General features: G+C 62.4%; 18 protein-coding genes and 1 pseudogene. All 19 read left to right on the top strand.

Annotated features, from left to right (window positions below; all coding sequences use genetic code 11):
- Positions 1–702, top strand: a pseudogene (locus tag U4Z64_RS20730) (hypothetical protein); the annotation flags it as partial.
- Entirely contained in the window at positions 699–1,277 is a 579-nt protein-coding gene (locus U4Z64_RS20725) for a hypothetical protein (RefSeq protein ID WP_321820932.1), read from the top strand. The pseudogene U4Z64_RS20730 and the gene U4Z64_RS20725, both read left to right, overlap by 4 nt.
- Positions 1,278–1,330: 53 nt before the next feature.
- Positions 1,331–1,999, top strand: a complete 669-nt coding sequence (locus U4Z64_RS20720) for a DotI/IcmL family type IV secretion protein (protein ID WP_321820931.1) — start codon at positions 1,331–1,333, stop codon at positions 1,997–1,999.
- Positions 2,000–2,003: 4 nt separating this feature from the next.
- The gene (locus U4Z64_RS20715; RefSeq protein ID WP_321820930.1) at positions 2,004–3,164 is read left to right on the top strand and encodes a DotH/IcmK family type IV secretion protein; all 1,161 of its coding nucleotides are present in this window, start codon (positions 2,004–2,006) and stop codon (positions 3,162–3,164) included.
- Complete coding sequence (locus tag U4Z64_RS20710) at positions 3,161–4,360, top strand: DotG/IcmE/VirB10 family protein (RefSeq protein ID WP_321820929.1); 1,200 nt, start codon at positions 3,161–3,163, stop codon at positions 4,358–4,360. The genes U4Z64_RS20715 and U4Z64_RS20710 overlap by 4 nt, the downstream gene beginning before the upstream one ends.
- A 105-nt stretch (positions 4,361–4,465) precedes the next feature.
- Positions 4,466–5,611: a hypothetical protein gene (locus U4Z64_RS20705; RefSeq protein ID WP_321820928.1), complete on the top strand. Its 1,146-nt coding sequence runs from the start codon at positions 4,466–4,468 to the stop codon at positions 5,609–5,611.
- A gap of 84 nt (positions 5,612–5,695) precedes the next feature.
- Positions 5,696–6,214 (top strand): hypothetical protein, encoded by a 519-nt coding sequence (locus U4Z64_RS20700; protein WP_321820927.1) that lies wholly within the window; start codon positions 5,696–5,698, stop codon positions 6,212–6,214.
- Positions 6,215–6,227: 13 nt separating this feature from the next.
- Positions 6,228–6,725, top strand: a complete 498-nt coding sequence (locus U4Z64_RS20695; protein WP_321820926.1) for a DUF6750 family protein — start codon at positions 6,228–6,230, stop codon at positions 6,723–6,725.
- Between the two features lie 104 nt (positions 6,726–6,829).
- Complete coding sequence (locus U4Z64_RS20690) at positions 6,830–7,531, top strand: hypothetical protein (protein WP_321820925.1); 702 nt, start codon at positions 6,830–6,832, stop codon at positions 7,529–7,531.
- Positions 7,512–8,819 carry a hypothetical protein gene (locus tag U4Z64_RS20685; RefSeq protein WP_321820924.1) on the top strand — a complete coding sequence of 436 codons (1,308 nt, stop codon included), beginning with the start codon at positions 7,512–7,514 and terminating at the stop codon, positions 8,817–8,819. The genes U4Z64_RS20690 and U4Z64_RS20685 overlap by 20 nt, the downstream gene beginning before the upstream one ends.
- A complete protein-coding gene (locus U4Z64_RS20680) occupies positions 8,819–9,145 on the top strand; it encodes a hypothetical protein (protein ID WP_321820923.1) in 327 nt (108 codons plus the stop codon). The genes U4Z64_RS20685 and U4Z64_RS20680 overlap by 1 nt, the downstream gene beginning before the upstream one ends.
- 39 nt (positions 9,146–9,184) lie before the next feature.
- Positions 9,185–12,217 carry a hypothetical protein gene (locus tag U4Z64_RS20675; protein ID WP_321820922.1) on the top strand — a complete coding sequence of 1,011 codons (3,033 nt, stop codon included), beginning with the start codon at positions 9,185–9,187 and terminating at the stop codon, positions 12,215–12,217.
- A 286-nt stretch (positions 12,218–12,503) separates the two neighbouring features.
- Entirely contained in the window at positions 12,504–12,845 is a 342-nt protein-coding gene (locus tag U4Z64_RS20670; protein ID WP_321820921.1) for a hypothetical protein, read from the top strand.
- Positions 12,846–12,883: 38 nt separating this feature from the next.
- On the top strand, positions 12,884–13,915 hold the full coding sequence (locus U4Z64_RS20665) for an acyltransferase (RefSeq protein WP_321820920.1): 1,032 nt from the start codon (positions 12,884–12,886) through the stop codon (positions 13,913–13,915).
- A 58-nt stretch (positions 13,916–13,973) separates the two neighbouring features.
- Positions 13,974–14,459 carry a hypothetical protein gene (locus U4Z64_RS20660; protein WP_321820919.1) on the top strand — a complete coding sequence of 162 codons (486 nt, stop codon included), beginning with the start codon at positions 13,974–13,976 and terminating at the stop codon, positions 14,457–14,459.
- A gap of 45 nt (positions 14,460–14,504) precedes the next feature.
- Positions 14,505–14,792, top strand: a complete 288-nt coding sequence (locus tag U4Z64_RS20655; RefSeq protein WP_321820918.1) for a hypothetical protein — start codon at positions 14,505–14,507, stop codon at positions 14,790–14,792.
- Positions 14,793–15,643: 851 nt separating this feature from the next.
- Positions 15,644–16,342 carry a hypothetical protein gene (locus tag U4Z64_RS20650; protein WP_321820917.1) on the top strand — a complete coding sequence of 233 codons (699 nt, stop codon included), beginning with the start codon at positions 15,644–15,646 and terminating at the stop codon, positions 16,340–16,342.
- A 199-nt stretch (positions 16,343–16,541) separates the two neighbouring features.
- Positions 16,542–22,724 (top strand): strawberry notch C-terminal domain-containing protein, encoded by a 6,183-nt coding sequence (locus U4Z64_RS20645; RefSeq protein ID WP_321820916.1) that lies wholly within the window; start codon positions 16,542–16,544, stop codon positions 22,722–22,724.
- A complete protein-coding gene (locus U4Z64_RS20640; RefSeq protein ID WP_321820915.1) occupies positions 22,721–24,223 on the top strand; it encodes a DNA topoisomerase in 1,503 nt (500 codons plus the stop codon). Before U4Z64_RS20645 ends, U4Z64_RS20640 begins: the two co-directional genes overlap by 4 nt.
- Positions 24,224–24,242 lie beyond the last annotated feature (19 nt).

Here is a 24,242-nt window from a genome sequence, read left to right as displayed (position 1 = left end):
GTTGTGCGTGCGCACTTGCGCCTGATGCGGGGAGCGTGGCAGGCAGTGCCCGCCGGAACGTTGCTGGATGACGATGCCGTTCTGGCCGGAATCGCCGGGCTGTCGCGCGCGGAGTTCGAGGAAGCGAAGACGTTGTTGCTGAGTGGCTGGCAGAGGATGGCGACTGGTCGGTGGGCTCATCCGGGTCTGGTGGCGCGCGCCGAGGCTATCTGGGCTGTGCATGGCGACGCTCTGCGCGAGCGTGCCGCACGTGCCATGGCTGTGTCGATCGAGCCTGAGGCGTTTTGCCTGACCGCACCGGCCGCGCCGTCGGAAGGCGCGGCGGGAGGGAAGTCGAGGGCGAAGCGCAAGCACCCGCTGCCGCCGAATTTTTCCCTGACGTCGCCAATGTGGGATGCGGCGCGTCGGATGGGTTTCAGCGACGAGCAGATCCGCCAAGTGTTCGACCTGTTCTGTATGAATGCGCGTGCCAAGGCGTGGCAGTACGTCAACTGGAGTGATGCGTTTGCGCTATTCGCGAAGAACGCACCGCGCATGAATGGAATTGTTCCCGAGGCGTCGTTGATGCAGCACACCGCCTCTGCGGGCTCGTACGGAGTGACGCCAGGGTTGCGGGCGGCGCCGTCGAAGAATGCGGCACTGGACCAACAGAATCACGCAGCTGTTGCACGGGTCAGCGCACTGCGAGGGCGCGCGCAATGACCTCCATACACTCGACCATGAATCGGGGCCCGGAGCGCGATGCGCTGACGGAGGAGGCCCGCTTTCAGAGCATCAATGCAGTGTTGGTCGAGGTGTATGGCATTTACCGGCAGGAATTACGTGACTTCGAAATCATGCTCTGGCACGCGAAGCTCGCGTCGTTCTCTATCGAAGATATTGCCGCAGCGTTCGATGTGCATAGCGATCGCAGCGGCTTTTGCCCACGGTTTAACGACATCCTGAGGCTGCTCGCGCCGAAGTCGAGTGCACTGGTGTTCGAGGAGTTGCAGCGAGAGGTGATGCAGCGTGGGCCGTGGCGTACGCCGCGGTTTCAGCAGGCGGAAACCCAGGAGATTGTCGCGCGACTGGGCGGGTGGCAGAGCGTATGTAGCGAAATGCCGCTGCCGGCGAATGCAGCCGCGTTCGAGTCGTACCGACGGCGCGTTGAGGCGCTGTACGAGCCGGTGTCTACGCAGCTCGCCATGCGTACCAGTGCGACCCGGGCGTTGGCGCTCAAACGCCCGGGTGACGGAGGTCATGCAGGTATTCAGGCGCTTCGCCAACTTTCGGCTTGACGCGGTCAGGCAAATCTACTGCCAGCAATGAGATCAAGAGGATTCAGAGCACCATGGCACAGCAACCACCCCGAAACGCGAGCAAGGCGGGCAGTATCCAAGACGGTTCGACCATGAATGATGGGCTGGACGCGATCGTGATGACTGTCGATCGTCTCTCGAAGATGTTGGTTGCCGCAGTCATCGGGCTCGCCGGGTTGGCGATCGCGGTCGCGATCCTCGCCTGGTTTGTCACACACAAGCATCCTGATCCGGTGGGCATTGATCCGCACGGCAACGTGATCCCGCTGGTACGGCTCGATGTCGCCTACCTCGACGACAACCGCGTGGCGGGGTTTGCCGACGAAACTTTGCGCGTGTCGTTTGCACATGACTTCGAGAATTACCCCTACACGATGAACGCGTTGTCCGATCGGTATACGCCGAGCGGGTTCGAGTCGTTCAAGGAAGCAATGGCGCCGTTCATCATGCAGATGAAGCAGAAGCGCTACGTGATGAGCCTGTCGATCGACCGTCCTCCGGTGGTTGTCGAACATGGCGTCGATAGAAACGGGGCGTACACGTGGACGTTGCAATCGATGGTCTACGTCAACCGACAGGGCTCGGAGGACCGGATGCCTCCGACCAAGTACACCGCAGTCATGGTGGTGACCCGCATACCGCTGGCCGAGAACCTGCGGGGCATCTCCACGACGTCGGTCAACCTTTCTCCTGCGACCTGATCCCATGATGAAGCGAACTCGCATGATGGTGGCGCTGCTTGGACCAACATTACTTGGTCCGGCGGTGGCGCTTGCCCAACAGGCGGTGCCGGTGGCATCGAATACGCCGGTTGCCGCGGCGACCGGCGCTGCGCCGGCCTCCGCCCAAGCGGTAGCTGGCGTGCAGGGTCAGGTGTACAACGGCCCGCCGGGCGGTGCACCGGCCGAAGCGTCGAATGCGGCCGGCTTGCTGACGCCAACCGGCGCAGCAGCCCCGGCATCAGCCCCACAATCGGTTGGTGCCAACAGCGTACCGACTTCGGGGGTGCCGCTGCCGTCACCGCTGATCAAGGATCCGGTCGCGCTGGCGGTGGATCAGGTTGCGCCGCTCGATGTGAAGCAGGTTCAAAAGCTCAAACGCACGCTGGTGGACCGTGATAGTGCAATGTACAGGGCCGATCGCGTGCCGAGCGTGCGTAGCCAGCTGCTGCACCTTGACCTGTCACCGTCTGGGCAACGCCCGGTTATTCACATCGCGCAGAACATTGGCGGGACCGTCAGCTTCATCGACATTGCCGGCAATCCGTGGCCGATCGAGCATGTCGACAATTTCGGTGCGAAGGGCTTCCAGGTCTCTCTGCCGAGTGGGAACACGATCTCGGTCTGGGGTGTGAATCCCTACATGACGGGCAACGTGGCGGTTGTCCTGAAGGGCCTGGCTTCACCGGTGAGTTTTCTGGTGGCGCCGCCGGATGCCAGTGCGAATGTGGCCAACGATCGGACCGACCTCGTTGTGCCGCGTGTACTGCCCGACAAGCGCGAGTCCTATCTGGCCGGCGGGCAGTCTGATGCAGTGGCGAGTTTCAGCGATGAGTTGACCTCGTATCTGCTTCGCACGCCCCCGGACAGTGCCAAGTCCTTGCGCGTCGTCGGGCTTGTGGACTCGCAGGCGTGGCAGACCGCGGATGGCGCGCTGATTCTACGTACCTCGGCTTCGCTGCGGTCGCCCGCCTGGATCAAGAGCGGGTCAGCGGCGGACGGCACTCATGTCTACAAGCTGCCGGTCACGCCTCTCGTGACGGTTGCCGACACCGACGGCCGACTCGTGTACGTGCAGATCTCGGGGTACGACAGCGTGAGCAAGATTTCGTCGATCGCGCCGGTGAATGGGAGCCCAGCCAAATGAGCGATGTGAGCGGAAAGATCGACCCCACGTTGGGTGCGGGCGCGGCCGGCGAGCCAAATCTGCGTGAGAACCTGAAGAAGCCACTGGATCCAGGCTTCAAGCGCAACCTGAAAATCATCGGCTTCGCGTTGGGGGGCTTTGCGATCGTCATCATCGGCCTGATTGTCTTCTCGGGGACGAACCACGCAAACGCCGATCGATCGGATGTGCGGATGGCCGGCTCTGTGGTTCCGAATGAGCAGGCGATGCCGAAGCCGTATCAGGACAAGCTCAACCGCGTCGAATCCCGTGAATCGGTAGCGGCCCTGGATCAGGGCAAGAGCTATGTGCCTGCGCCAAGCAACGACGGCGTGCAGCCGATTCAGCCGATCCAACCGGTCACATCGGCGGCGACCCAACAGGTGAGCTATGTCCAGCCGACGGGCGGGGGCGTGGATCAGCAGGTGCCAGACGGTTTGAAGCGCCAGCTCGATCGTATCGTCGCGTCGATGGCGCCGATGGCGCCGCAAGCGCTCGATGCAAAGATCGACAAGGCTGCGCTCGCAGCGACTGGTGAGCATGTCGCGTCGTCGGCTGGTTCGTCGGTATCTGCGAACGACGCTTCCAGCGCGCCGGTATCGCGCAGACAGTTGATCAAGAAGGAAGACATCTACCCGGCGCAGATCAAGAACATGCCGAGCAGTGATCGCGGTGGGCTGAGCTTTGCGGAGATAACTTCCGGGCCGTTCCAGGGGGCGCTGCTCCAAGGTCGTTCGACGATCTACAACAGCGACTACCTCAACACGAAATTCACGTCGATGCGCTTCAACGGGCAGCAATTCGAGATCGAAGCAATTGCGCTCGACGAGAAAACGGCCGAGGACGCGCTCGACGGAAAGATCGATCACAAGATCCTGACGCGCTACGTGATGCCGGTGCTGTTTGCCGGCCTGCAGGGCTTCGCGACCGCGGCGGCCAATCCGGGTAGCTACGCGGCGTATCCGTCGGTAAGCACGGGCGCCGGCACGCTGATCACGAACTCGGGAATCGCGACCCCACCATCGTCGACCTCGCAGGCGATCAATGCCGGTATCGCTGCAGGCCTGCAGATCGCAAACCAGAACATTTCGAAGCTGGCCAACGAGCCAGTTGACGTGTCGTTGCCGCAAGGCTTGAACATTGGTGTGATGTTCACGGCACCCGTTTTTGCGCAATAAGCAGCGAGTGGGGATCCGCGGTGATTCACCTCGGTCACCCACTCCCATGAATCGCATCGAATTCGCGGACGGAGTCCGCAAGGCATTCCATCAGGGAGAAGCTCGATGAGCGAATTGACCGAAGCAACAAGTTTCCTCAAGGGCGAGGATGCGGTCCATCACACAGACGACGCACGGGAGTTTCATCACTCGGGGGAAGACGACACGCATGGGCCTGGCACGCACGACGTACATCAGGACGATGTGCTGGTCGATCCGAAGCGCAACAACCGCAAGATCTTGGGGGCGGTGCTCGGTGCCCTGGGCGTGGCGTTGGTCGGTGGCGTTGGCTACCTCATGATCGGGCCGATGCTGCATAAGGCACAACCGGCCAACGATTTGGCCGCCGCCTCGAGTCTCGGTGGGGGCGTGCCGAAGTCGGCCGGCGCCACAGCGCTGATGGGCGGCGACTCGGGTGCGGCTGCGCCGACGGTACCGCCTGCGACGCCTGGTACGTCCGAAGTGACGCAAGCCGCGGCCGCCACGACACCGACGAATGCGGTTGCGCCTCTTGCAGGCAGCACGCCTCTGACTGCGCTCGCACTGCCTGCTGCCACTGCGGCGGCACCGACTCCGACCGAAGCTCCCTCGGTGCCTACCGCGGGAGTATCGGCTGTGCCGAGCGCCCCCAGTGCCGTGGCGCCGGCTGTACAGACCGTTGCGCCGGCGACCACGAATGCGACGTCGGCCGCGGCTTCAACTGGTGCTCCGGCCGATCTTCAGCAGCAGGTCAATGCGCTGAAGGCACAAGTGGCAGCGCTTCAAGGGCGCGTGGGCGGCACTGCAGATGGCACTGGCGCGCATGCCGCTGTGCATCACGCGCGTGCGCATCGTACGGTGCGTCACGTTGCGCCGGCGGCATCCGCCTCGGCAGCTGTCTCAAGCGCGGATCCTGATTCTGGGGATGCTGAGGTCGCGGACACGACCGGTTCGCAGGTTGGAGCATCGCACACCCGGCCTCACAAAGCCGGCTCGCATGCGAAGCATCGTGGAGCCACCTCGGGGGGCAAGGCATCGGCGACATCCGGTGGCGTGGATGGTTACGCGTTGCGCGACATCTATCCGGGCAGCCATGGGGACGTCGCAACGGTGCTGACTCCGTCGGGTGACGCGGTGAAAGTGCACGTGGGCAGCACGATCGCCAACGCACGCGTGACAGGCGTCGACGCCGATGGCGGTGTCGTCCACACGACGGCAGGAGACATCCAGTAACCGGTCGTTAGCGGGTCCTGTCGCGCAACGTTCCATGAGGACGTGCGCGACAGGCGAGAAGACCTCGAGGGGAGCCAGAGCGGTATGCCGAACTTGCCAGACATCAGCGGATTCGTGAACAACTTCACGGCGCTGGCTAATGGTTTGTCGACCCTGATCATGGTGATCTCGGCGCCGGTGGGGCTTGTGTTCTTCCTGTCGGCCGGAATCATGCTGATCAAGGGCAGCAATGGCCGGGAGCCGGTGGAGTGGGGCCGCGTGGCGGGTGCCGTGATGATTGGCACGATGCTCATGCAGTTCGTGCGCAGTGTCGACAACACGGCGCAAGTGGTTACGGGATCGGGCGTCACGTCGTACACGAATGCCATGCAGTACGTTCCGATCGCCAATCAGAGTTCATTTTGGCAGTCAGTCCTGCTCGCGTGTTTCGCGTGGGTTAGTGCAATGGGCTGGGCGGGCTGCTTTCGGGGTTTGTTGCTGTGGAAAAAGGCAACCAACGGGCGTAGCGCGCAAGGTGATGAAGTCTGGCGTGGTGCGACGCATTTAATCGGGGGCGTGTTCGCCATCAACATCGCAGTTTTTCTTCAAAACGTTTTTGCATAAGCAGGGAGCCATCATGAAATCCATTCTTCGCATCGCCCAGGCCTCGATGAGCATTTGCATGGCTGTCCTGGGTGCTCGTCCGATGTCGCGTCTTACGACGTGGGTCGGTGACTGGCTGGCCGAGGCGCGTTTGCGTGTGCGTGGCGCCGGGGCGACAATTTCGGCATTGATCGGTCTCACGCTGATCTCGACCTCGGCCGTCGCGGACGTACCGGGCTGGGGGACGAGCGTGACGAACCTCACCAACCTGTCCGACGCCGGCCAGACGCTGGTCATGGCGGTGGCGTCGCTGATCGGCGTGATTGCGCTGTTGTACGCGGGCATGCTGTTCTGGAAGAAGGCCAATCGCGAAACGTCGAGCGAAGTGAAAACCTCGCACATCCTGATGGCGGTGGCCGGGGGGGTGTTCTGTCTGTCGATCGCGCTGGTCGTCCGCAATTCGGTGCAAACGGTTGGTGGCTCTTCGTCGGATGTCGGCCGCCGCTCGGTCTATAACGGCAACGGCTATTGATCCGTTGTGAGCGGTTGTGCGAGAGATCGGCAGGCCATCGCTGACCTCTCGCCAACTTCGCATCCCGCGGACGTTCCTGCCTTCCGGCTCCGGAGACATCGTCGATGCTGGCTAGTCTTGTACTTTCGATCAAGCGCTACACATTTCGCGCGAACGATTCCCGCGCAGCAGCAGCTGATGCGGAGTATCGCGCGCTGCGGCCTCGCGTGCTCGAACAGCAGGGCTATCGTTGCGCGTTCTGCCGGCTAGTGTCTAAGTTTCAGCGGGGCGCGAACAAGGCGGCCACGAACAATGAAGTCCACCATGTGGGCAAGCATGACGACAATCGGTACGAAATGCTGAAGGTCGCCTGCATCCTGTGCCATGCCTACCATCATGTCGGCGAGACGACGAAGACGGGGGATGTACAGGCTGAGACGCTTGGGGGGAAGTCGCTGATCGCCTATGTGCCGGAATTGTCCGCGGTAGACGTGAACAACTTGCAGCGCGTGATGGGAATCGCGCTGCGCGACCCCGACGAGAAGAGCGTGGCAGAGGAAATCGCAGATCATTTGATCAAGCGTGCCCTGCCGGTAAAGGACGTGTGGGGAAGCTTCTATCCGTTGGATTTCGCCGCGGCAATGTCTCATCTCGATGACGCCGAGTACGAGTCACGCGCGGAGCCGCTCGAGGATCTGCGCCTCGTCTTCAACTTTGCTTTCTTGAAGGATCTTGCCGCGCGCCTCCAGGAGGAGACGCGGTGGCAAGTTTTGCCTGTCAGTTCATGGTCGTCCGTGGCGCGCAACCATGTCGGCCATTCTCAGTAACACGCGCCCCAAGGCGGCGGCGTCAGGCGAGTCCTCGGTAGCGGCACAGAACTTCAAGCTGCGGCCGCTGACGGGGGGCGCCGTGTTGTTCGACAACCGGGACGATATGACCGATGGCTGGGCGTGCGCGCACGGAGGGGAGCCGTTTCGCATCCGCAATCCGTCGCACCTACCGAACGACGTGATTTGGGTCTGCAATGCGGAATACAACACGTTCCAGCTGCAGCAGAGTCGCCTTCATCACCTGCGTCGAGACGACTATTTTCGCGCGACGCTCGCACATATCGCGGCCGATCTCGGTATGCGGATCGAGGGCGAGTACGCTCGAACGACGGTGCAAAAGCTCGGGGAAATCGTACACCGTACATTCACGCAAGCCGTCACGCTGTATGGCCGCAATGGCCTACCGCTTGCGCCGCGCGAGGGCACGCTCGCCGAGGACATCCGACGCACGATGCCGGCGATGAGTGGGCTGACGGGCGCCGATTACTTGCGTCAACCGCTGGCTGCGGCCTATCAGAGCTACTCGACGCCGATCTGGAGCGATCGGCGCGACCTTGTCGGGGATCTGGTTTCGGTTCTGCTGCGATTGAACCGGGTCGATTATGCCAACGCCCTGTTGTCGAAGCCGGTGCCGGATGAGGCCTGGCACTACGTGCCCGAAGAGGCGGTGAAGGGCGCGATCGATCCGTGGCTCGATCCTGCGCGGCCGTCGCTTGTCGAGGTGCAAGTGGTACTGCAGGACGAGATCGGCGAACTGATTGCCTATGGCGCGCAACCAGGCAAGCGCGCGGGCCTGCGAACCTGGGTATCGCAGCCGGAACTCGAGGTGCTGGTGAAGCATGCCGAGGTCTATGTGAAGGCGGCCTTTTGCTGCCGGCATCCGCACGCATTGCCGGAGTCGTACCAGCTGCCGATGGCCTTGCAGCCAGCTACGGATCCCGCGCTGAGCATGGTGTATTCGGCTGGGCTGATCGCGGAATGCCACTGGCACGCACTCGCCAATCCGCCTTGGTCGAGGCAGCGTCGCGAGACGGAGACCTTTCCCATCAATGTATGGCAGCGGGCCTACGATCGGGCCGCATGTTTCGAGAAGGCGCTGATGGCCTTCAACGAGGGGTTTGTCGTGAAGGGTTATGGCAACGGTTCGCTGCTGCTGCGTGTGCCGCGGGATGAGTTGCGCCGTCTGCTGCGGTTCGCGATGCGCGAAGGCTTCATGCATCCATCGTTCCCCGCCATTTTTCTGGAACACGACGCCACGCTGCCTGATTTGCTGGAGGACCTCTGATGCTCGGCCCGACGGAACTGGACGTACTGCGCCGCATCTGCCTCGTGTCCGACGCAGCGTGGTTGATGGACGAGTTGGTGCACGGTGACCCGGTAGCGCGAGTCATGGTGATCGGTCGCGCGATCGCGCAGGTCTCGCGCACAAATCCCGACGTGTTGCGGCTGATCGAGGTTACGAACCTGATGGCCTCACTCGAAGGCGAGGCCCGCGCGCGCCTGCGCGCGAAGAGCGAGGGCGTCCCGCAAGGCTCACCCATGCCACGCGAGACGATGTATCCCGGAGCGCGCGGATCTGCCGCTGGCGGTCCGACGCAGGGGCAGCGCTGAGTTGCCCGGAAAGTTGAGCTAAGAAAAAGAGAGGGACGAATGAAAGTATTCGCGGCACTCGACAAGTTTTTCTACTGGATCGGCCAAAACGGGCTGATGAATGCGGATGCTGAGCAGCAATGCCAGTTGCGCGCGCCGCTCGACGACACGACCTTCGTCACGACAGTTGACGGGCTGGTGTCGTTCATCCGACTGATGGGCAATCGCAAGATCGTGGGGCCGAGCGAGTTTGAGGATACATGCGAGGCACTCACGAGCAAGCTGAAGAGCTACTACAAGCTGGGCACCGGGTCGCAACACATGTTCGGCTTCGGTTGCCTTACCGATCCCGATTCGGCTCGCCAGTACACGGCCAGCCTGATTCAGCCGCTGGCCGCGACCGGCGAGCGTTATGGCATGCGCTCGAAGATGTTGTTCGCCGATATCCATGGGGCGGTATCGGCCCGCGCGATCGAGGACTACACGGTGCTCGTGGTGGCGACATTGCCCGATGGGTTGACGGGCGACGAGCGCCGACGCATGACTGAGTGGCGGCTGAAGACCGCGCGCAAATATGCGAAGCACGGGATGTTTGATGAGAACCTGACGCAAACACCGTATATCAACGGTCCGGCGCTGATTCCTCGTCATCGTCAGCTCGTCGAGATGCTCAAGCAGGATCTCGAGAATGCGAACGGCAAGATCCGGATTCTGGCCGACGTGCTGACCGTGGACGAAGTGGGACGCATGATGCGCCGCTTCCTCGATCGCGACCCGGCCCCGCCAAAGTGGGGGTTGCGTTACGTCGGCTCGGTAGCGCCGGCAACCATGCCGGCGCGCCAGGGCGACCTGAGCCCGCTGATGCCTATGCGCTTGGGGCGGCAGCTAATTCATTCGGCCGTGACAGAACACTTCGACGAAGTCGAAAGCGCAAGGTTCAGCAAGTGGTATTACGCCTCCGTCGTCATGGAGATGCCGCCCGAGCAGGAGCCCACGCCGACATTTGCGGAACTAGATGAGCGTATTGGCCTGCAGATTCCATGGTCGGTGAATTTCGAACTGTTGCCGAATGGCATGGAGTACAACGGTGCCGAGCAGATGCTGTCTTCTGTGTTCGGCGCGTTCGGCGATAACAACAAGGGCATCAAGCAGGCCTTCGACGAATTGAAGGCCATGAAGGCCGCAGGCGAGTACATCGTCGCGCTGCGCGCAGTGTTCCGGACATGGGGGCGTACGAAGGAGGAGGTGACCGATCGCCTGTCGTTCCTTCGTCTTGCGGTTCAAGGCTGGGGTTCGTCGGTTGCCACGAATGAAACCGGTGCGCCCGGTCTTGCCTATTTGGCCTCTGTTCCGGGTTTCGCCAAACGGTCGGTCGCGCCGTACATGGGCGCGCCGCTATCGCAGGTAATGCGCATGATGCCGCTCAACCGGCCGGCGTCGATCTGGAAGACCGGAGGGGTGATCCTTCGCACCGAGTACGGTCAGCCCTATCCGATCCAGTTTGGCTCGACGCTGCAGACATACTGGGGCGTTCTGGTGTTTGCTCCGCCGGGCTACGGCAAGTCGGCGCTGCTGAACTGCCTGAATCGCGGCAATGTTTTTTCTCCGGGGCTTGAGTCTTTGCCCTACATCACGCTGGTCGACGTCGGTATGTCGGGTACCGGTGTGATCAGAATGCTCAAGAGCTATTTGCCGGCGCATTTGGCACGCCAGGCAGTGTCGATCCGGGTGCGCAACCACATCGACTATGCGGTCAACCCGTTCGATACGCAACTGGGTTGCGAGCTGCCGACAGAAAATCAACGCGACTTTATCGTAGCGGTGCTCGGCACGATCTGCTCGAACCTCGGCGAGGAAGCCTCGCGTTTTTACGGTCTCGTAGTCGACGAGACCTACAAAGCATTCGGTCGCGGTGCACCGAGCGCGGTGCGCTTTCAGCGTTCCCTGAATGAGCAGATCAACGAGGCTATCAACGAGATTGGCTTCGTGCCCGACCAGCACACCACCGTTTGGGAGGTCGAGGACGCGCTGTTCAAGGCCGGAAAGGTCAACGAGGCGTGGATTGCGCACCGCTATGCGATGCCGACGCTCGGCAAGCTGATTCCGATCGTGAGCATGCCGACGGTTGTGAACGTTTACGGGAGCGCGAAGACGCCATCTGGTGAGTCGCTGACTGAGGTGTTCAAACGGAACATCAACACGGCGCTGAGTGAGTTCCAAATGATCTCGACCACAACGCGCTACGACATCGGAGATGCGCGCGTCGTGGTGATCGACCTGGAGGAGATCGCGGCCGGCGCGAAGTCGGAAGAAGGAAAGCGTCGCGTTGCCGTGATGTACTTGTTCGCCCGCCAGCTCGGCGCCGGCAACTATTTCCTGCGTTGGGAGGAAATGAGGGCGGTTGTCCCGCCGCTTTACGAGGAGTATCACCAACGCCGTGTGCAGCAAATGTGGCAGCAGCTGAAATTCCTCGCGTACGACGAGTTCCACAACGCGTCGGGCATTCCTTCACTTCTCAATCTGGTGGAAACGGATCTGCGGCAGGGCCGGAAGTATCAGGTCGTGGCGATGTTGTCGAGCCAGTACCTCAAGGACTTCCCGCCAGCGGTGGTGGAGGCGGCCAACACCTACTTCATTCTCGGTACGGGATCGGCTGGATCAGGCAAACAGATTCAGGAAACCTTCGGATTCACGGACTCTGAGGCAGCCGTGATCGCAAACCGGCTGACGGGCCCAAGCCCGGTTCTGGGCGCGCCGCTGTTTGCGTATTTCAAGACTAATCGCGGGCAGCTTTCGCAGCTGCTCTACAACTCGATGGGGCCGATTGAACTGTGGTCTTACACCTCATCGGGCATGGACGACACCTTGCGGTCCAGGCTGGAAGCAAAGCTCGGGCTGCGGCGGGCCATCGAATTTCTGGCGAGCAAATTCCCGAACGACGGCGATGCTCGGCGGTACATCGAGGCCGAGAAGCTCAAGATGTCTGGCGATAACGCTAACGAAGAACGGCAGCTATTCGATGTGGTGGTCGAGCGACTGCTGGAGGAGGCGGTTGAACACATGAAGGCGCAGCCTGAAGCGGTGGAAGGCTGAACGTCGAAGGCAGATCGAAGACAGAGGCGGAGACGACACGTAGCAAGAAATTGGTGTGGAAGCCCGCTCAATGCGTGGGCTTCCCAAAATCAGCGAGGTGCAATCTTGAACATGGTCGTCTCACATCTTGTTTGCCTATGGATCGGCGTCCTAATCGGCGTGGCAACTAGCCTGGTGTGCCGCCATTGGGCGAACCGCGGTCAGCCTTCTGTCTATGACGAGTCACTGGCGGAACAATCTTGAATTTGTGCCCGCGATCAGTCACTGAAACCAGTGGAGAATCGAAATGAGAAAGACTCTGACGATAACCTACATCGCACTAGCTTGTGCGGCCGCACAAGCTAATGCCGATACGAAGCCTCAACCTGAACTTCTCTCCATGCAATACATGAACGAGGGGAATATTGCTGTGGCGCTGCCGACGATTCGGAACGCCGATGGCACGATTTGTATCAGTTACGTTGCAGAAGTTTCGCGTGACACGGATGGCAAGATTTCGACCACCGTGAAGCAGATCTGCGGTGAAGCCAATGCCAGCAATTCGGCGCCGAGGAATTTGGTAGCACTCAAGAATTTCGAGAGTGGTGGCATTGTGATCCAGAACCCGACAGTCGACGTCGATCGGTAATGCCATTGATCAGTAGGTCACTTTGATTAGGGGCTGCGGTGAAAGGCGAACGGTGGGCGTATCTCGATGGCGTGCGCGGCGTGGCGGCGTTGACTGTTGCCGTGTTTCATTGCCATGGGCTGTTTGCCGCTTCCCCGTTTCTGTCCAAGGGGTATCTGGCGGTCGACATGTTTTTTGTGCTCAGCGGCATGGTGCTCGAGGCCAATTACGGTGAGCGTATCCGGGAGAGGGTGACCTGTGTCCTGGTGTTCTCGGTTGAGCGGTTGCGGCGATTGCTCCCGATGGTATGGATAGGTGCAGCGGTGGTCGGTCTGGTCAATTTGACTGGGTTCGGCAGTTCGGACGTCTCGGTGAATTCGTTCCCGGCGTTGTTGCGCGCATTGTTGCTGATGCCGACGCTCATAACGACGGGAGAAAGCGGCCCGGGCCAGGACAGTGCATTCCCGGCGAACGGCCCGCTGTGGAGTCTCTTCGACGAACTGGTCGTGAATTTCGTCTGGGTCGTGTGCTTGTGGAGGGCAAGGGGGCGTAGCTTTCTAATCATCGCGTCGATGATGATCGTCGGGTCTGCAGTTGCGATTGCGGTGCACGACGGATCACTGAATTTCGGGTGGCAGAGCGATGCCGGCGAGATGGGCATGGGCGTGGTCCGGGCGATGGGTGATTTCTTCATTGGCACGTTGCTGACGCGCTATCGCCATTATGGACTCGTACGACTCGAGCGCATCTCGTGGATCAGTGGCGTGGCGCTTTTTGAAGCATTCGTGGTCGGATGCATGCTGCTGGCAGCCCGAGCGCCTGGCCTCTGCGATTCGGCGGTGGCCATTGGCAGCACATTGACCTTGTGCTTTCTCCGGGAGAAAGCGGCTTCGGGCGGTGTGGCCTATGTGATGACGTGGCTCGGGCGTATTTCCTATCCGGCATACCTGCTGCACGCTCCGATTGGACGATTATTCCTCGGTCGTGAAGCGGGTTGGGGGACGGGGGGATTGTTCCTTGGGGCTCTGGTGTCCGCGGCGGTTCTGGCGCACGTCTATGTGGAGGTGCCGTCGAGATCGGCGCTTAGCTAGGTCCGCCGGCGGTCACGTGTCGCGTGGCGCGGTCGGCTGTGCAAGCCTTTGGATACGGATGGAGACCATCATGCGGAAGCGGGGCAATCGCATTCACAACACGAGACGAGATGCAACGGCGTTCGTTCGCCTCTTTGAAAATCGCTCGCTGATCCCCGAGAGTCACGCAAGAAAGGTCGGTCTCGCCTATCACCTCGCTCTGGAGGAGATGAGGAGGGGGCGGGGAACGGATGCAGCGATGAATCAGCTTGCATACGCGCTGAACCTTGCCCTCGTCCTATGTGAACTTGGATTCGGCCCCGAACAGGAAGCGCGTATTCATCGGGCGCAGGAATTCCTCGAGCACGCGGTGGTCGGTGGCAGGCAGGGGCGCCGGTGGCACGTCAGTGAGGAAGCGTATCGCGCCATCTGTCCTGCTCTGGAGGTTCACGATCAGCAGATAGAAACCGCGACGCATGCCGATATTCGTAGGGCGGAAGAAAAGATCAAGGAGCGCCTTGCCGCGGGCGACGTTGTTCGTCTTGAGGTTGTGAACGCGTACTAAATGGGCCTCAATTTTCAAGCAATCAGATCACGCACTGGAGGTGCTATGGGCAAGCTTGCGCCGGGTGTATCGGCTCTCTTCAACCTGACAGTGCTCGAGCGCCAGGCGGAAGGACGCGCAGGCAAGACGCAAGCAATCACGTACCAGGTTGGCGATCTGCTGCGCATCGATCCAGCGGATCCAGAATTCGCCGAGGTCGGGCCGGCGATTGCGCTGGCTCTCTCGGAGTCAACACGTGACGAGTCGCGTGTATACGCAGTGTGGACTGGGCAAGAGCACGGGTCAGAGTTGATCGCGATAGCTTACCAGGGTGACGTTTTCGGGAAGAGGTGACGGGCGTTCGCCGTCGGCCTGATGGTATCGAGCAATAGGTTGGGAAATAGTCGGCAGCAGCGGAACGGATTGGCATGCGATCAGAGGGGGCGACAAACCGCGGAGATACCACTTGCATTAGGGCAGTAGGTCGAGGCTTATTTTCTCTGTTGTGTTTGGTCGATATGGTGTCCTATTCAATATGGAATGTTGATTCGTTAGGTGAGTGGTTTCGGGAGAGGTAGTGCGATTTGGCGCGACTGACCGTGGGGCTGGCAGTGCCATCGGGTGCATGTGCTGGAGGGCGCGTGATCATCTGGCGACGTGCTTGATGAAAGCCGCTGGCGCGGGGCTGTGTTGTGTGGGTTTGGGTGATGGAGAGGGATTGCAAACCCCGAACCCCGGAGTTGCGAGAGGCAACCCCGCGCGCCCTGCGGTCGCCGCGCTGCGGCTACGCCTCCGCGCGCCTCCCTCCGGGCGCGCTTTCCCGTGGGCGTCGTGTGCATTTTGGCAAGTCATGCCGTGTGGCGAGATGTTCGCTTGGGCACCCCGTACCTCTGGGCACCGTTTACGACGCGATCCTCCTTTCGGTGCTTCGATCACGAATTCCTTCCATTCGGCTCGTCATCAGTGGGTGGTCGGTTCACTTGTGATCCGTTGCGTGAGATGTATAACACCATAATTTTCTCAATCGCAATGTATTGATAATGATGAAAATATGTTGCATGATGGTCCACGATTCAGGTGCGGCGCGCCCTTATGTGCGCTTTGCTTCTGGGTGATTTGCGCGAGGAGCGATCCTCGTGCGGCGGCCGATGCGGATGAGCGGGCAACGGCGGCATTCCTCACTTCCGCTCGCGAAGGAACAAGTGATGAGCGCAATTCTGAAGAATCGCCAGTCCGGGCCGGCTGCGGTGTTCGTGAACCTGAACGGCAAGGAAGGCAAGTTCGTGCACTCCGAGGGCACGGGCGATGCGAAGGCGAGGATGACGTTCGACCAGATCGACTACGCCTTCGTGCGCAAGCTGTCGTTTCGCGAGGACGAATACAAGGGCGAGCCGATCCCGAAGGGTCAACTCCATCTCGAGGGCGTCGAGGACGGCTCGCGCGTGATCGTGTCGTTCCGTCTCGACACCAACATGGGCGCGCGCATGATCGGCCTGCTCAACGCAGCGGCGGACAAGCCGGACACGCCGGTCCGCTTCAACCTGACGACGACCAAGGAAGGGGAAAAGCTGCTCAACGACGAGATCGCGAGCAAGGACATTCATCACCTGTCGGCCCGTCAGGAAGGCGCGCAAGCGACGCTGAAGCCGAAGTACGACACGCCGGACGGCAATCTGCCCCGTGCGAAGGAAGTGAAACTGAACGGCAAGACCCTGTACGACCGCGCCGAGATCAACGACATCGTGTCGGGGCTGTTCCAGAAGATCGTCGACAAGCTCAAGTCGCCGGGCGAGACCGAGGGCGCGGTGCCCGCGGAGCCGGGCGATCACGTCGACCTCGACGACATCCCGGGCGAAGACGAACGCGAACCCGAGACGGAAGGGGCCGGCGCGCCGCGCGGCTGATCGGACGGGCGACGCCGAGCACCGGGGTCGGGATCGGTCGGTCTATCTCTCCCGGTGCGTGACAGTGAAAAGGGAGGGCGTCAGCTCTCCCTTTTTGCTGTCTTGGAAGGGAAATCGTGCCGGGCGATGAGAGGTCGTTGAAGGAATACGAAGTGGCCCGGATGTGCATGGATGGATTGCCAGAATCGGGAGTGGGGTCATGCAGTGGTTCGACCTGAGTGACGAGCGCGGCGCACGCCTGCGCTTCGCGGTGAACAAGGGCAAGACGTACCTGCTCATTTTCGGACTGGACTCGGCACGTTCCGAGTGGCAGCAGGCGATCAGACAGCTGGGGTATCGAGCGGGCGGCAGCGGCAAGTACCTGCTGCGCGAAGCGAGTGGCAAGCTCTCGATCCGCGACTACCGGCAAATCTTCCCGAACGCTCGCGTGGCGGAGATGGCGCGTGAAGACGTCGAGGTGAAGTCGTTGAGCCGGCAGGCTCCGGCCTCGGCGCCGGCAGCTACCCCCGCCGCTACTGCTCCTGCCGCTACCGCTCCCGCCGGTTCCCGGCCCCGGCCGTCCGCGGATCCAGGTCGCGTCGGACATCCGGTCCAGCCTGCTCAGGTTCCTGCTGCGGCTGCGCCGGCGCCCGCGGCTGAACCGGCCTCTACACCCGCGTCTGCACCAACACCTGCACCGGCTTCCCCGTTTGCGCGCCTGTCGGCGATGGCGCGCGAACAGGCGGCACGCGACGCGGCCGCGCGGGAGCAGTTGCATGCGCGGCGCGAGCAAACTGCGCAAGATGCGCAGGCACCGGATCATGCTGGGTCGCCGGCCGAGCCGGCCGAGCCGGGTGGGCCTGTCGAACGGGCGAACGCGCATCCGGTGGAAGGTGCGGTGTCGCACGGTCCGACTTCTGAGTCCGAGCCTGCGAGCCAAGCATCTGCGGATTCTTCGCGTGAGAACCTGCGTGAGAACCAGCAGCGTCAGCATCGCGAGCCGCGCGAACCACGTGAGGCGCGTCTGCGCGCCTCGGCTGGCGCACGGCGTCCGGCCGCGTCGCGGCCCGACGGGGCGTCGGATGACGTGGGCGCGGGCAGTGCCGAAGATGACGGCGAGTTCGGCGGGGAAGACGGGGAGGATTCGGGCGATGTTTCCCCCGTGTCGTCCGCGGACTCGGATACGCGTGCGCTGTCGACCGAGGACGGTGCGTCGCGCTACTGGGGGCGCAATCAGAACGGCGACAAGGTCTTCGAAGGCGCGTTCGGGCGCTATATCGAGCGCGAGAAGGACGGTGTGCAGGTGACCGAGGCCGAGCTGCCCGTGCCGGTCTATTTCCTGCGCGCCTCGAGCGACGGCGATGCGATGGCCTGCGCGGATGGCTTCGTGCAGGCCATGTTGGCGGGCGAGGTCCAGTATCAGGAGGATCTCGAACGCCTTGCGGAAGCAATGACCGGCACACGTGTCGAGGGCGAGGTCGCGCGAGCGCGGGCCGCGGTCGAGGCGGCCATGACGCGATATCTGCGCCGCGAATTCGAGGTGCCGCACGACGCGTACGACACTGCGGTGCATCTCTACGAGCGTCTGCCCGAGGCGCTGGTGCGCAATCGCGGTCACGCGGCTTTGCCGTTGCCGCTCGCGGTGGCAGCTCAGTGGCTCGTGGGTGACACGCGTGACAAGCGCGTGGCGGTGCCGCACGGGCAGGATGGCGCGCTGGCGGCCGTGCTGCCCAAGGGTAGCGAGATTCGCGCCGGTCGCAATGAGGCGCTGCCGGGCGCGGCATCGCCGGCGGACCTGTCCGAGGATGTGAAGTGGTACGGCGCGGTGTACGCGCTTGACGCGCAGGCGTTGCTGTTTAATGCGGATCCGGTCTACGGTGCGGTGCGCACCATTGGCGGCTCGAGTGGCGTGACGCTGCAGCGCGCGGATTACGTCGAAGCCGTCGAGCAGGTGTTGCGACTGGATGACGGCGGTCGCGCGGTGCTGGTTCTCGCGGGCGATGATTCGTTGTCGCCGGGCGTGATCGCCGACGGTGATTCGCGCACGTTCTATGACTGGCTGGCTGCCAGGACAACGATCGACGCTGCGTTCGAGACCGGGGTCGAGCTGCAGCGCCGGGCGGGTACCGCGAGCGGTCTGCGGCTGGTAGCGATCAAGAAGGTTCAGCAGCCGGTCACGGCCGCGGTCGAGTCCGATTCGACCGTCAACGCACACGAGTCCGGCCAACGCATCCGCCGCTTCAAGGTGCTGCACGACTGGGACGATGTGCGTGATGCGGTGCGCGATGCGATTCGCGAGCGCGGCATCGAGGAAGCCCTGCCGGAGGGCATCAACCTCGATCGCGAGACGGCCGAGAACGTGCTGCAGGTGCCGTACCAGGCCGCGTCGCAACTCGGCGAGGCGCGCACGATGGTGCCGAAGAACATGTTCGGCGCGCTCAACGAGAAGTTTGCCGAGATCGCGAGCCTGTACGGATCGCCGGAACAGATCGTAGGTCGCGGCCTGCACCTGTCGCCGGCCGAGCTGGCGGAGCGATTTTCGCCTGAGCAGTTGGACGCGATTGCACTCGGGATCGTGCGCAATGAGAAGGAGTCGCGCAGCCTGATCGTCTGCGACGAGACGGGTATCGGCAAGGGTCGCACGATTGGCGGCCTGTGCAGCTGGGCGCTGCAGCAAGGGCACCCGGTCATTTTCCTGACGAAGGGCACGAACCTCTTCTCGGACCTCGTCCGGGACATGAAGGACATCAAGGTCTGGGACAGCGTCAAACCGTTCCTGGTGAATGCGGAAAGCGCGCTGATCGACATCATGGGCGATCGATCGGTGCTCGCGAAGGGCACGTCGGTCGACCAGATGCGCAAGATTGCCGACACGGGCATGTCGCTCGGGGAACTTGACTGCAACATGGTGTTCGCGACCTACTCGCAGTTCAGCGGGAAGCAGTCGGCCAAGGCGAAATGGTTGCTCAGCCAGTGCAAGGATGCATTTGTGGTGGTTGACGAGGCGCATGAAGCCGCCGGCGCGTCTTCGAACATCGCGAACTTCGTCGAAACGCTGACGTCGCGCGCATGGGGTGTCGTGTATTCGTCGGCGACGTGGGCCAAGAGCGTTGAGAACATTGGCATCTACCGCCGCGCGCTGCCGCCGCAGATCAATGTGGACGGCTTGCGCCAGACGATGCAACGCGGCGGGGAAGGGTTCCTCGAGACACTGTCGACGATGTTGGCGCGTGAGGGTGCGCTGATCCGGCGTGAACATGACATGAGCAGGCTCGTCGTGCAGATCAAGATCGACGAGGGTCGGCGCGCACAAAACGAAGCCGTGTCGGACCAAATCGCGGAGGTCCTGGGAGCGATGGCGTTCGTGGCCGGCGAGACGAACCGCATGTTCACGAAGCTGAACAGCGAGACGCTGGGTGTCTTCGATCGCGCGCGCACGCAGCGCACGGAGATCGTCGAGATGATCCAGGGGCAGTTGCGCACGCGTGCGCTGAACGCCGACGAGTCTGCCGACGATCAGGCTGAGGCCCGTCGTGCCTTGCGTCGCATGCGGGTCGCGCGTCTGCAGTTCAACCTCGGCACGAACCTGTACCAGACGATTCGCCGGGTCGAAGCTGCGATGACCGCAGAATACACGGCGGACCTCGTGATCGAGGCGCTTCAGGAGGGCCGCAAGCCGGTGATCGTGTTCGAGGACACGAACGAAAAGCTCACACAACGCGTGGCGCATGAGGCCACGGTTCGGATGCACGCCGCGGCCCGCCGCGAGGGCATTCCTGAGGATCAGGTGCCGAAGGTCTCCGAGATCGAGACGCCGAACGTCAAGCATATGCTGCGGCATCTGGCGGCGTCGCTCGGCGTGGTGTCGTGGAGATCTGGCGAGGATATGCTTGCCGATATCGAGCGCGCCGAAGCGGATGGGAACCGGGCAATGGCGACCGATGCAACGGCGCGCGCCGGCGTGCATGGCGAGGACGACGGCGACGATGACGATGGGGCCGCGGACGACAGCCGCCTCCAGTTCATTGACGATATCGAGGGACTCGATCCGGCATTCAGGGAGAAATATCGCGCAGGCATGCAGCGCATCATGGAATCGATCGATGCGTTGCCGGACCTGGCGATGTCAGTTCCCGACATCCTGACAGCGCGCCTGACCCATGGCGGTTATCGGGTCGGTGAGGTGTCGGGACGCGTGACCGTCGCGCATGACATCGGCGGCGGTCGATCGGTGCTCGGGGGCCGCAACAATTCGAAGAAGAAGGTGACGGCTTCGGTGAACGCGTTCAACGACGGCGATTTGGACGTCACGCTGATCAATCGTGCGGGTGCCGCCGGTATTTCGTTGCACGCCTCCCCGCGTTTCGCGGACACGCGCCAGCGCGAACTCTTCGAGACGCAGATCCCGAACAACGTGTCGGACCGCATCCAGTTGTTCGGGCGCGTGAATCGCTACGATCAGGTTACGCCGCCGATCATCACGTGCGTTTCGAGCGGCCTCTATGCGTCGCTGCGTCTGCTGATGATGCAGAACGGCAAGTTGCGCCGCCTGTCGGCGAACATGCGCAGCTCGCGCAACAACGTGTTCGAGGATAACCGGATCCCGGACCTCGTGAACGGAGTCGGCCGCGACGCCGCGATCGAGTTCCTGCGCGACAACCCCGGCATGCTGCTGCGTCTCGGCCTCGACGAGAGCATCATGTCGAGCGATGTAACGCCGCCGATCACCTTTGCGGACACCGTGATCAAGCGCGTGCCGCTTCTGCGCGTCGCGGAGCAAAAGCGCGTGTACGAGGAGTTGCTGGGCCGTTTCGACGATATCGTGCTGCGCGCAGAGATGCGCGGCGAGAACCCGCTCAATGCGCAGGAGATCCCGCACAAGGTCCGTCAGGTCGAGCGCACCGTTCTGTCGGGCATCGAGATCCCGGGCCAGTCCGTGTTCGATTCGCCCGTGTACGTATCGGAAATCCAGTGGGAAGAGGAAGTCCAGCCGGCGCGCTGGGGCGCCGTGACGGACCTGGTGAAGGGGGGGCGAGGGCGTCTGGTCGAGCAGGGCGTGGGCGATTTCGACAATCGCTACGCGCAACCGGTCTCGGCGGGCGGTCTCGACGTGTCGCGCTACGTGAACCGCGTCGGTCAGATGTTCGAGGCAATGAGCCGGATTGCGTTGCAGGCGACGAACTACCAGACGGTGGAAGCCGCGCTGGCTGCTCGCAACCTGAACGCGGTCGAGCGCTGCGTTGCGCGCGGCACTTGGTTCCGGGAAAACGTGCCGAACCTCACACCGGGCGCGCTCGTCAACTGGTCGGTATTTGGTGACGAGGGCGAGGCGTACGTGGTCACGGGCTGGACGATGCCGGCGCATAACCGTGAACTGAATCTGGATCAGCACAAGGTCCAGATGATCAAGGCGGGCGATCGCAGCCCGTTCGAAATGTCGCTTGCGGCCATGATGTCCTACGGCGACGACGTCCGCGTGCTGTCGCCGGACGTGTTCGATCCGCAGGGAGCGGAAGTCAGGCTTGTCGAGGCCGCCGAGGGCGTGGACGAAGTGGTCAGGCCGCTGTCGATGGTGCGTTCGGTGCTTGCCGAGAGCTTCGAGGAATCGCCTGGCGGGCGCCTGATTCGTACGCGCACCGTGCTGGACGGCAACCTGTATGCGGCAAGCGAGATTGCGGCCGAGAACAAGCTGGGCTCGGGTGTGCTGTTCACGGACGAAAAGGGCGTGCGGCGCCGGGCCATCATGGTCAAGGCGAACCTGCAAGGCTTCGATCTGCGCTCGCTGCCGCGTGCAATCAGCCGCCACGAGTTGCTCGTGCGCATCGGGCGCGATTTTTCTCAGTTCGGACAGACCACCACTATCCCGTTCCATCTGAGCCTGCACGACGCAATCAAGCGCAATGGTGAGGATGTCCTGTACTTCGCGATGCGCGATGGCAGTTTCATCTGGCAGCTTCAGACATCGACGCCCGAGGCCAGGCGTTTGCGCGAGAAGCTTCGCATGGCGGGTGATGACGAGGTCCTCGGAAATCGTATTGGCTCGAAGCGCAATGGCCGCGGCAGGACCGCTATCTTCTCGGGCGACATTACGACGCTGCCGATCGTGCTGCGCGCGAAGGATGTGGAAACGGTCTACCTGACGCGTCGCGACTACGACCCGCTGCATGCCGTGCTCGACGTATATGAGGACGAGTACCGTGCCGAGCAGATTGTTGTGCGCGACGCGATGCTGCGCGAGCGTCAAGTCGAACTGGCGCGTATGGCGGACGAGGATGCGCGTGCGGCGGCGGAGGCACACGCGGCCGTCGCGGCCGTGGCGGCGGATGCAGCAGGTGCTGTTACGACCGGACCGGACGATGACGAACGGGATGGCGATGAATTGAATCAGCGGGAGGCTGCATGAGCGTGAAATTCGATACCCTGGTGTTGACGGAAAAGCCGAGCGTGGCGCGCGATGTGGTCGATGCGCTCGGTTACAAGGTGGTGAACCGGGCGAGTTCTCGGGATGACGGCTGCCTTTTGCTTGAGAACGGATGGGCAGTGGCGCATCTCTTTGGCCACCTGCTCGAGACGATCAAGCCCGACGAGTATCCGGAGGGTGAGCGTCCTCACCCGACGAACGTTGAGCCGTTCATGCCCTATCCGCTGCGTGCGGTACCAAAGCCGGAGCGCGACGCCAAGGGGAAGCCGAAAATGCGGGACGGCAAGCCGGTGCCGAACGAGCAGTACAAGAAGGTCATCGCGATGATGAAGTCGGCGAAGACGATCATCAATGCGGGCGACACGGATCGCGAGGGGCAACTGATCGTGGACGAGTTGCTCGAGCACGCAGGCGTGGACCCGGCCGGCAGCCAGAAGAAGATTCTGCGGGTCGATCTGAGTTCGAACCAGCACGACGATATCCGGCGTGCGTTCCAGAATCCGGAATCGAATGGCGATCCGCGCTGGGTGCGCAAGCGTTTGGCGGCGCAAGCGCGGCAGTTTTTTGACTTCTGGCTCGGCATGAGCGTGTCGATGGCGTTGCAGAAGCTGCTGCAGCGCCGGCGCGCGTCGGCGGGGCGCGTGCAGAGCCCGGTGTGCTGGATGGTCGTAAAGCGCGACCTCGATATCGAGACCTTCAAGCCGGTCCAGTATTACGTGCCGGTCGTGACGCTGATTGATGGCACGCAGATGCGCTGGTATCAGCGCAAAGGTTCCGAAGGCCAACCGGGTTTTGACGAGAAGGGGCGTATTGTCGATCGGCGGCTGGCGCAGGCGGTGGTTGACGCGATCAACCGCGGCCAGACCGGCACAATCACGTTGGCGGACCAGACGAAAAAAAGCGAGGGGCCGCCGCTGCCGTTCTCGCTCGCGGATCTGCAGGTCGCGTGCAGCAAGCGCTTCGGCATGACGCTGAAGGAAGTGGCGGATACCGCGCAGGAGCTGTACGAGAAGCGCAAGATGATCTCGTACGTGGGTACCGACTGTCGGTTCCTGCCGGAATCGAAGCTCGCCGAGGCGCCAGGCATCCTGAAGAAGCTCGGGGACTTCAACGCGAAGGTGGCGGCGGGTGCGAACCCGGCGTTGAAGTCTCGCGCATGGAATGACGGGAAGATCGACGAGCACTTTGCCATCATCCCGATGGGCACGGTCGCAGCCGGCCTCTCGGACAGGGAAACCAAGGTGTTCGACGTCGTCATGCGGCGCTACACGGCGCAATTCTACCCGCCGTTTCAGTACCTCAAGACGACTCTGGCCGCGATGTTTGGTGAAGATGAGTTCCGCGCCAGCGCGCGACAGACGGTGCAGCGCGGCTGGAAGGAGGCCGAGGGCCTGTCCGAAGAGGACGAACGCGAGGAAGACGAGGCCGCCGAGCAGCAGGCCGAAGCGGAGGCCGAACTGGTGGGGCACCGCCCGCGGTGATGGGTGTTGCGCAGTGCGG

This window comes from Burkholderia sp. BCC1996 (assembly GCF_905339955.1).
GTDB lineage: Bacteria > Pseudomonadota > Gammaproteobacteria > Burkholderiales > Burkholderiaceae > Burkholderia.
This window is presented reverse-complemented; position numbering and strand designations above follow the sequence as displayed.

What these genes read in the sequence shown, in the direction of transcription:
- U4Z64_RS20725 (WP_321820932.1), top strand. Translation starts at nt 699, where the DNA reads ATGACCTCCATACACTCGACCATGAATCGGGGCCCGGAGCGCGATGCG.
- U4Z64_RS20720 (WP_321820931.1), top strand. Translation starts at nt 1,331, where the DNA reads ATGGCACAGCAACCACCCCGAAACGCGAGCAAGGCGGGCAGTATCCAA.
- U4Z64_RS20715 (WP_321820930.1), top strand. Translation starts at nt 2,004, where the DNA reads ATGATGAAGCGAACTCGCATGATGGTGGCGCTGCTTGGACCAACATTA.
- U4Z64_RS20710 (WP_321820929.1), top strand. Translation starts at nt 3,161, where the DNA reads ATGAGCGATGTGAGCGGAAAGATCGACCCCACGTTGGGTGCGGGCGCG.
- U4Z64_RS20705 (WP_321820928.1), top strand. Translation starts at nt 4,466, where the DNA reads ATGAGCGAATTGACCGAAGCAACAAGTTTCCTCAAGGGCGAGGATGCG.
- U4Z64_RS20700 (WP_321820927.1), top strand. Translation starts at nt 5,696, where the DNA reads ATGCCGAACTTGCCAGACATCAGCGGATTCGTGAACAACTTCACGGCG.
- U4Z64_RS20695 (WP_321820926.1), top strand. Translation starts at nt 6,228, where the DNA reads ATGAAATCCATTCTTCGCATCGCCCAGGCCTCGATGAGCATTTGCATG.
- U4Z64_RS20690 (WP_321820925.1), top strand. Translation starts at nt 6,830, where the DNA reads ATGCTGGCTAGTCTTGTACTTTCGATCAAGCGCTACACATTTCGCGCG.
- U4Z64_RS20685 (WP_321820924.1), top strand. Translation starts at nt 7,512, where the DNA reads ATGTCGGCCATTCTCAGTAACACGCGCCCCAAGGCGGCGGCGTCAGGC.
- U4Z64_RS20680 (WP_321820923.1), top strand. Translation starts at nt 8,819, where the DNA reads ATGCTCGGCCCGACGGAACTGGACGTACTGCGCCGCATCTGCCTCGTG.
- U4Z64_RS20675 (WP_321820922.1), top strand. Translation starts at nt 9,185, where the DNA reads ATGAAAGTATTCGCGGCACTCGACAAGTTTTTCTACTGGATCGGCCAA.
- U4Z64_RS20670 (WP_321820921.1), top strand. Translation starts at nt 12,504, where the DNA reads ATGAGAAAGACTCTGACGATAACCTACATCGCACTAGCTTGTGCGGCC.
- U4Z64_RS20660 (WP_321820919.1), top strand. Translation starts at nt 13,974, where the DNA reads ATGGAGACCATCATGCGGAAGCGGGGCAATCGCATTCACAACACGAGA.
- U4Z64_RS20655 (WP_321820918.1), top strand. Translation starts at nt 14,505, where the DNA reads ATGGGCAAGCTTGCGCCGGGTGTATCGGCTCTCTTCAACCTGACAGTG.
- U4Z64_RS20650 (WP_321820917.1), top strand. Translation starts at nt 15,644, where the DNA reads ATGAGCGCAATTCTGAAGAATCGCCAGTCCGGGCCGGCTGCGGTGTTC.
- U4Z64_RS20645 (WP_321820916.1), top strand. Translation starts at nt 16,542, where the DNA reads ATGCAGTGGTTCGACCTGAGTGACGAGCGCGGCGCACGCCTGCGCTTC.
- U4Z64_RS20640 (WP_321820915.1), top strand. Translation starts at nt 22,721, where the DNA reads ATGAGCGTGAAATTCGATACCCTGGTGTTGACGGAAAAGCCGAGCGTG.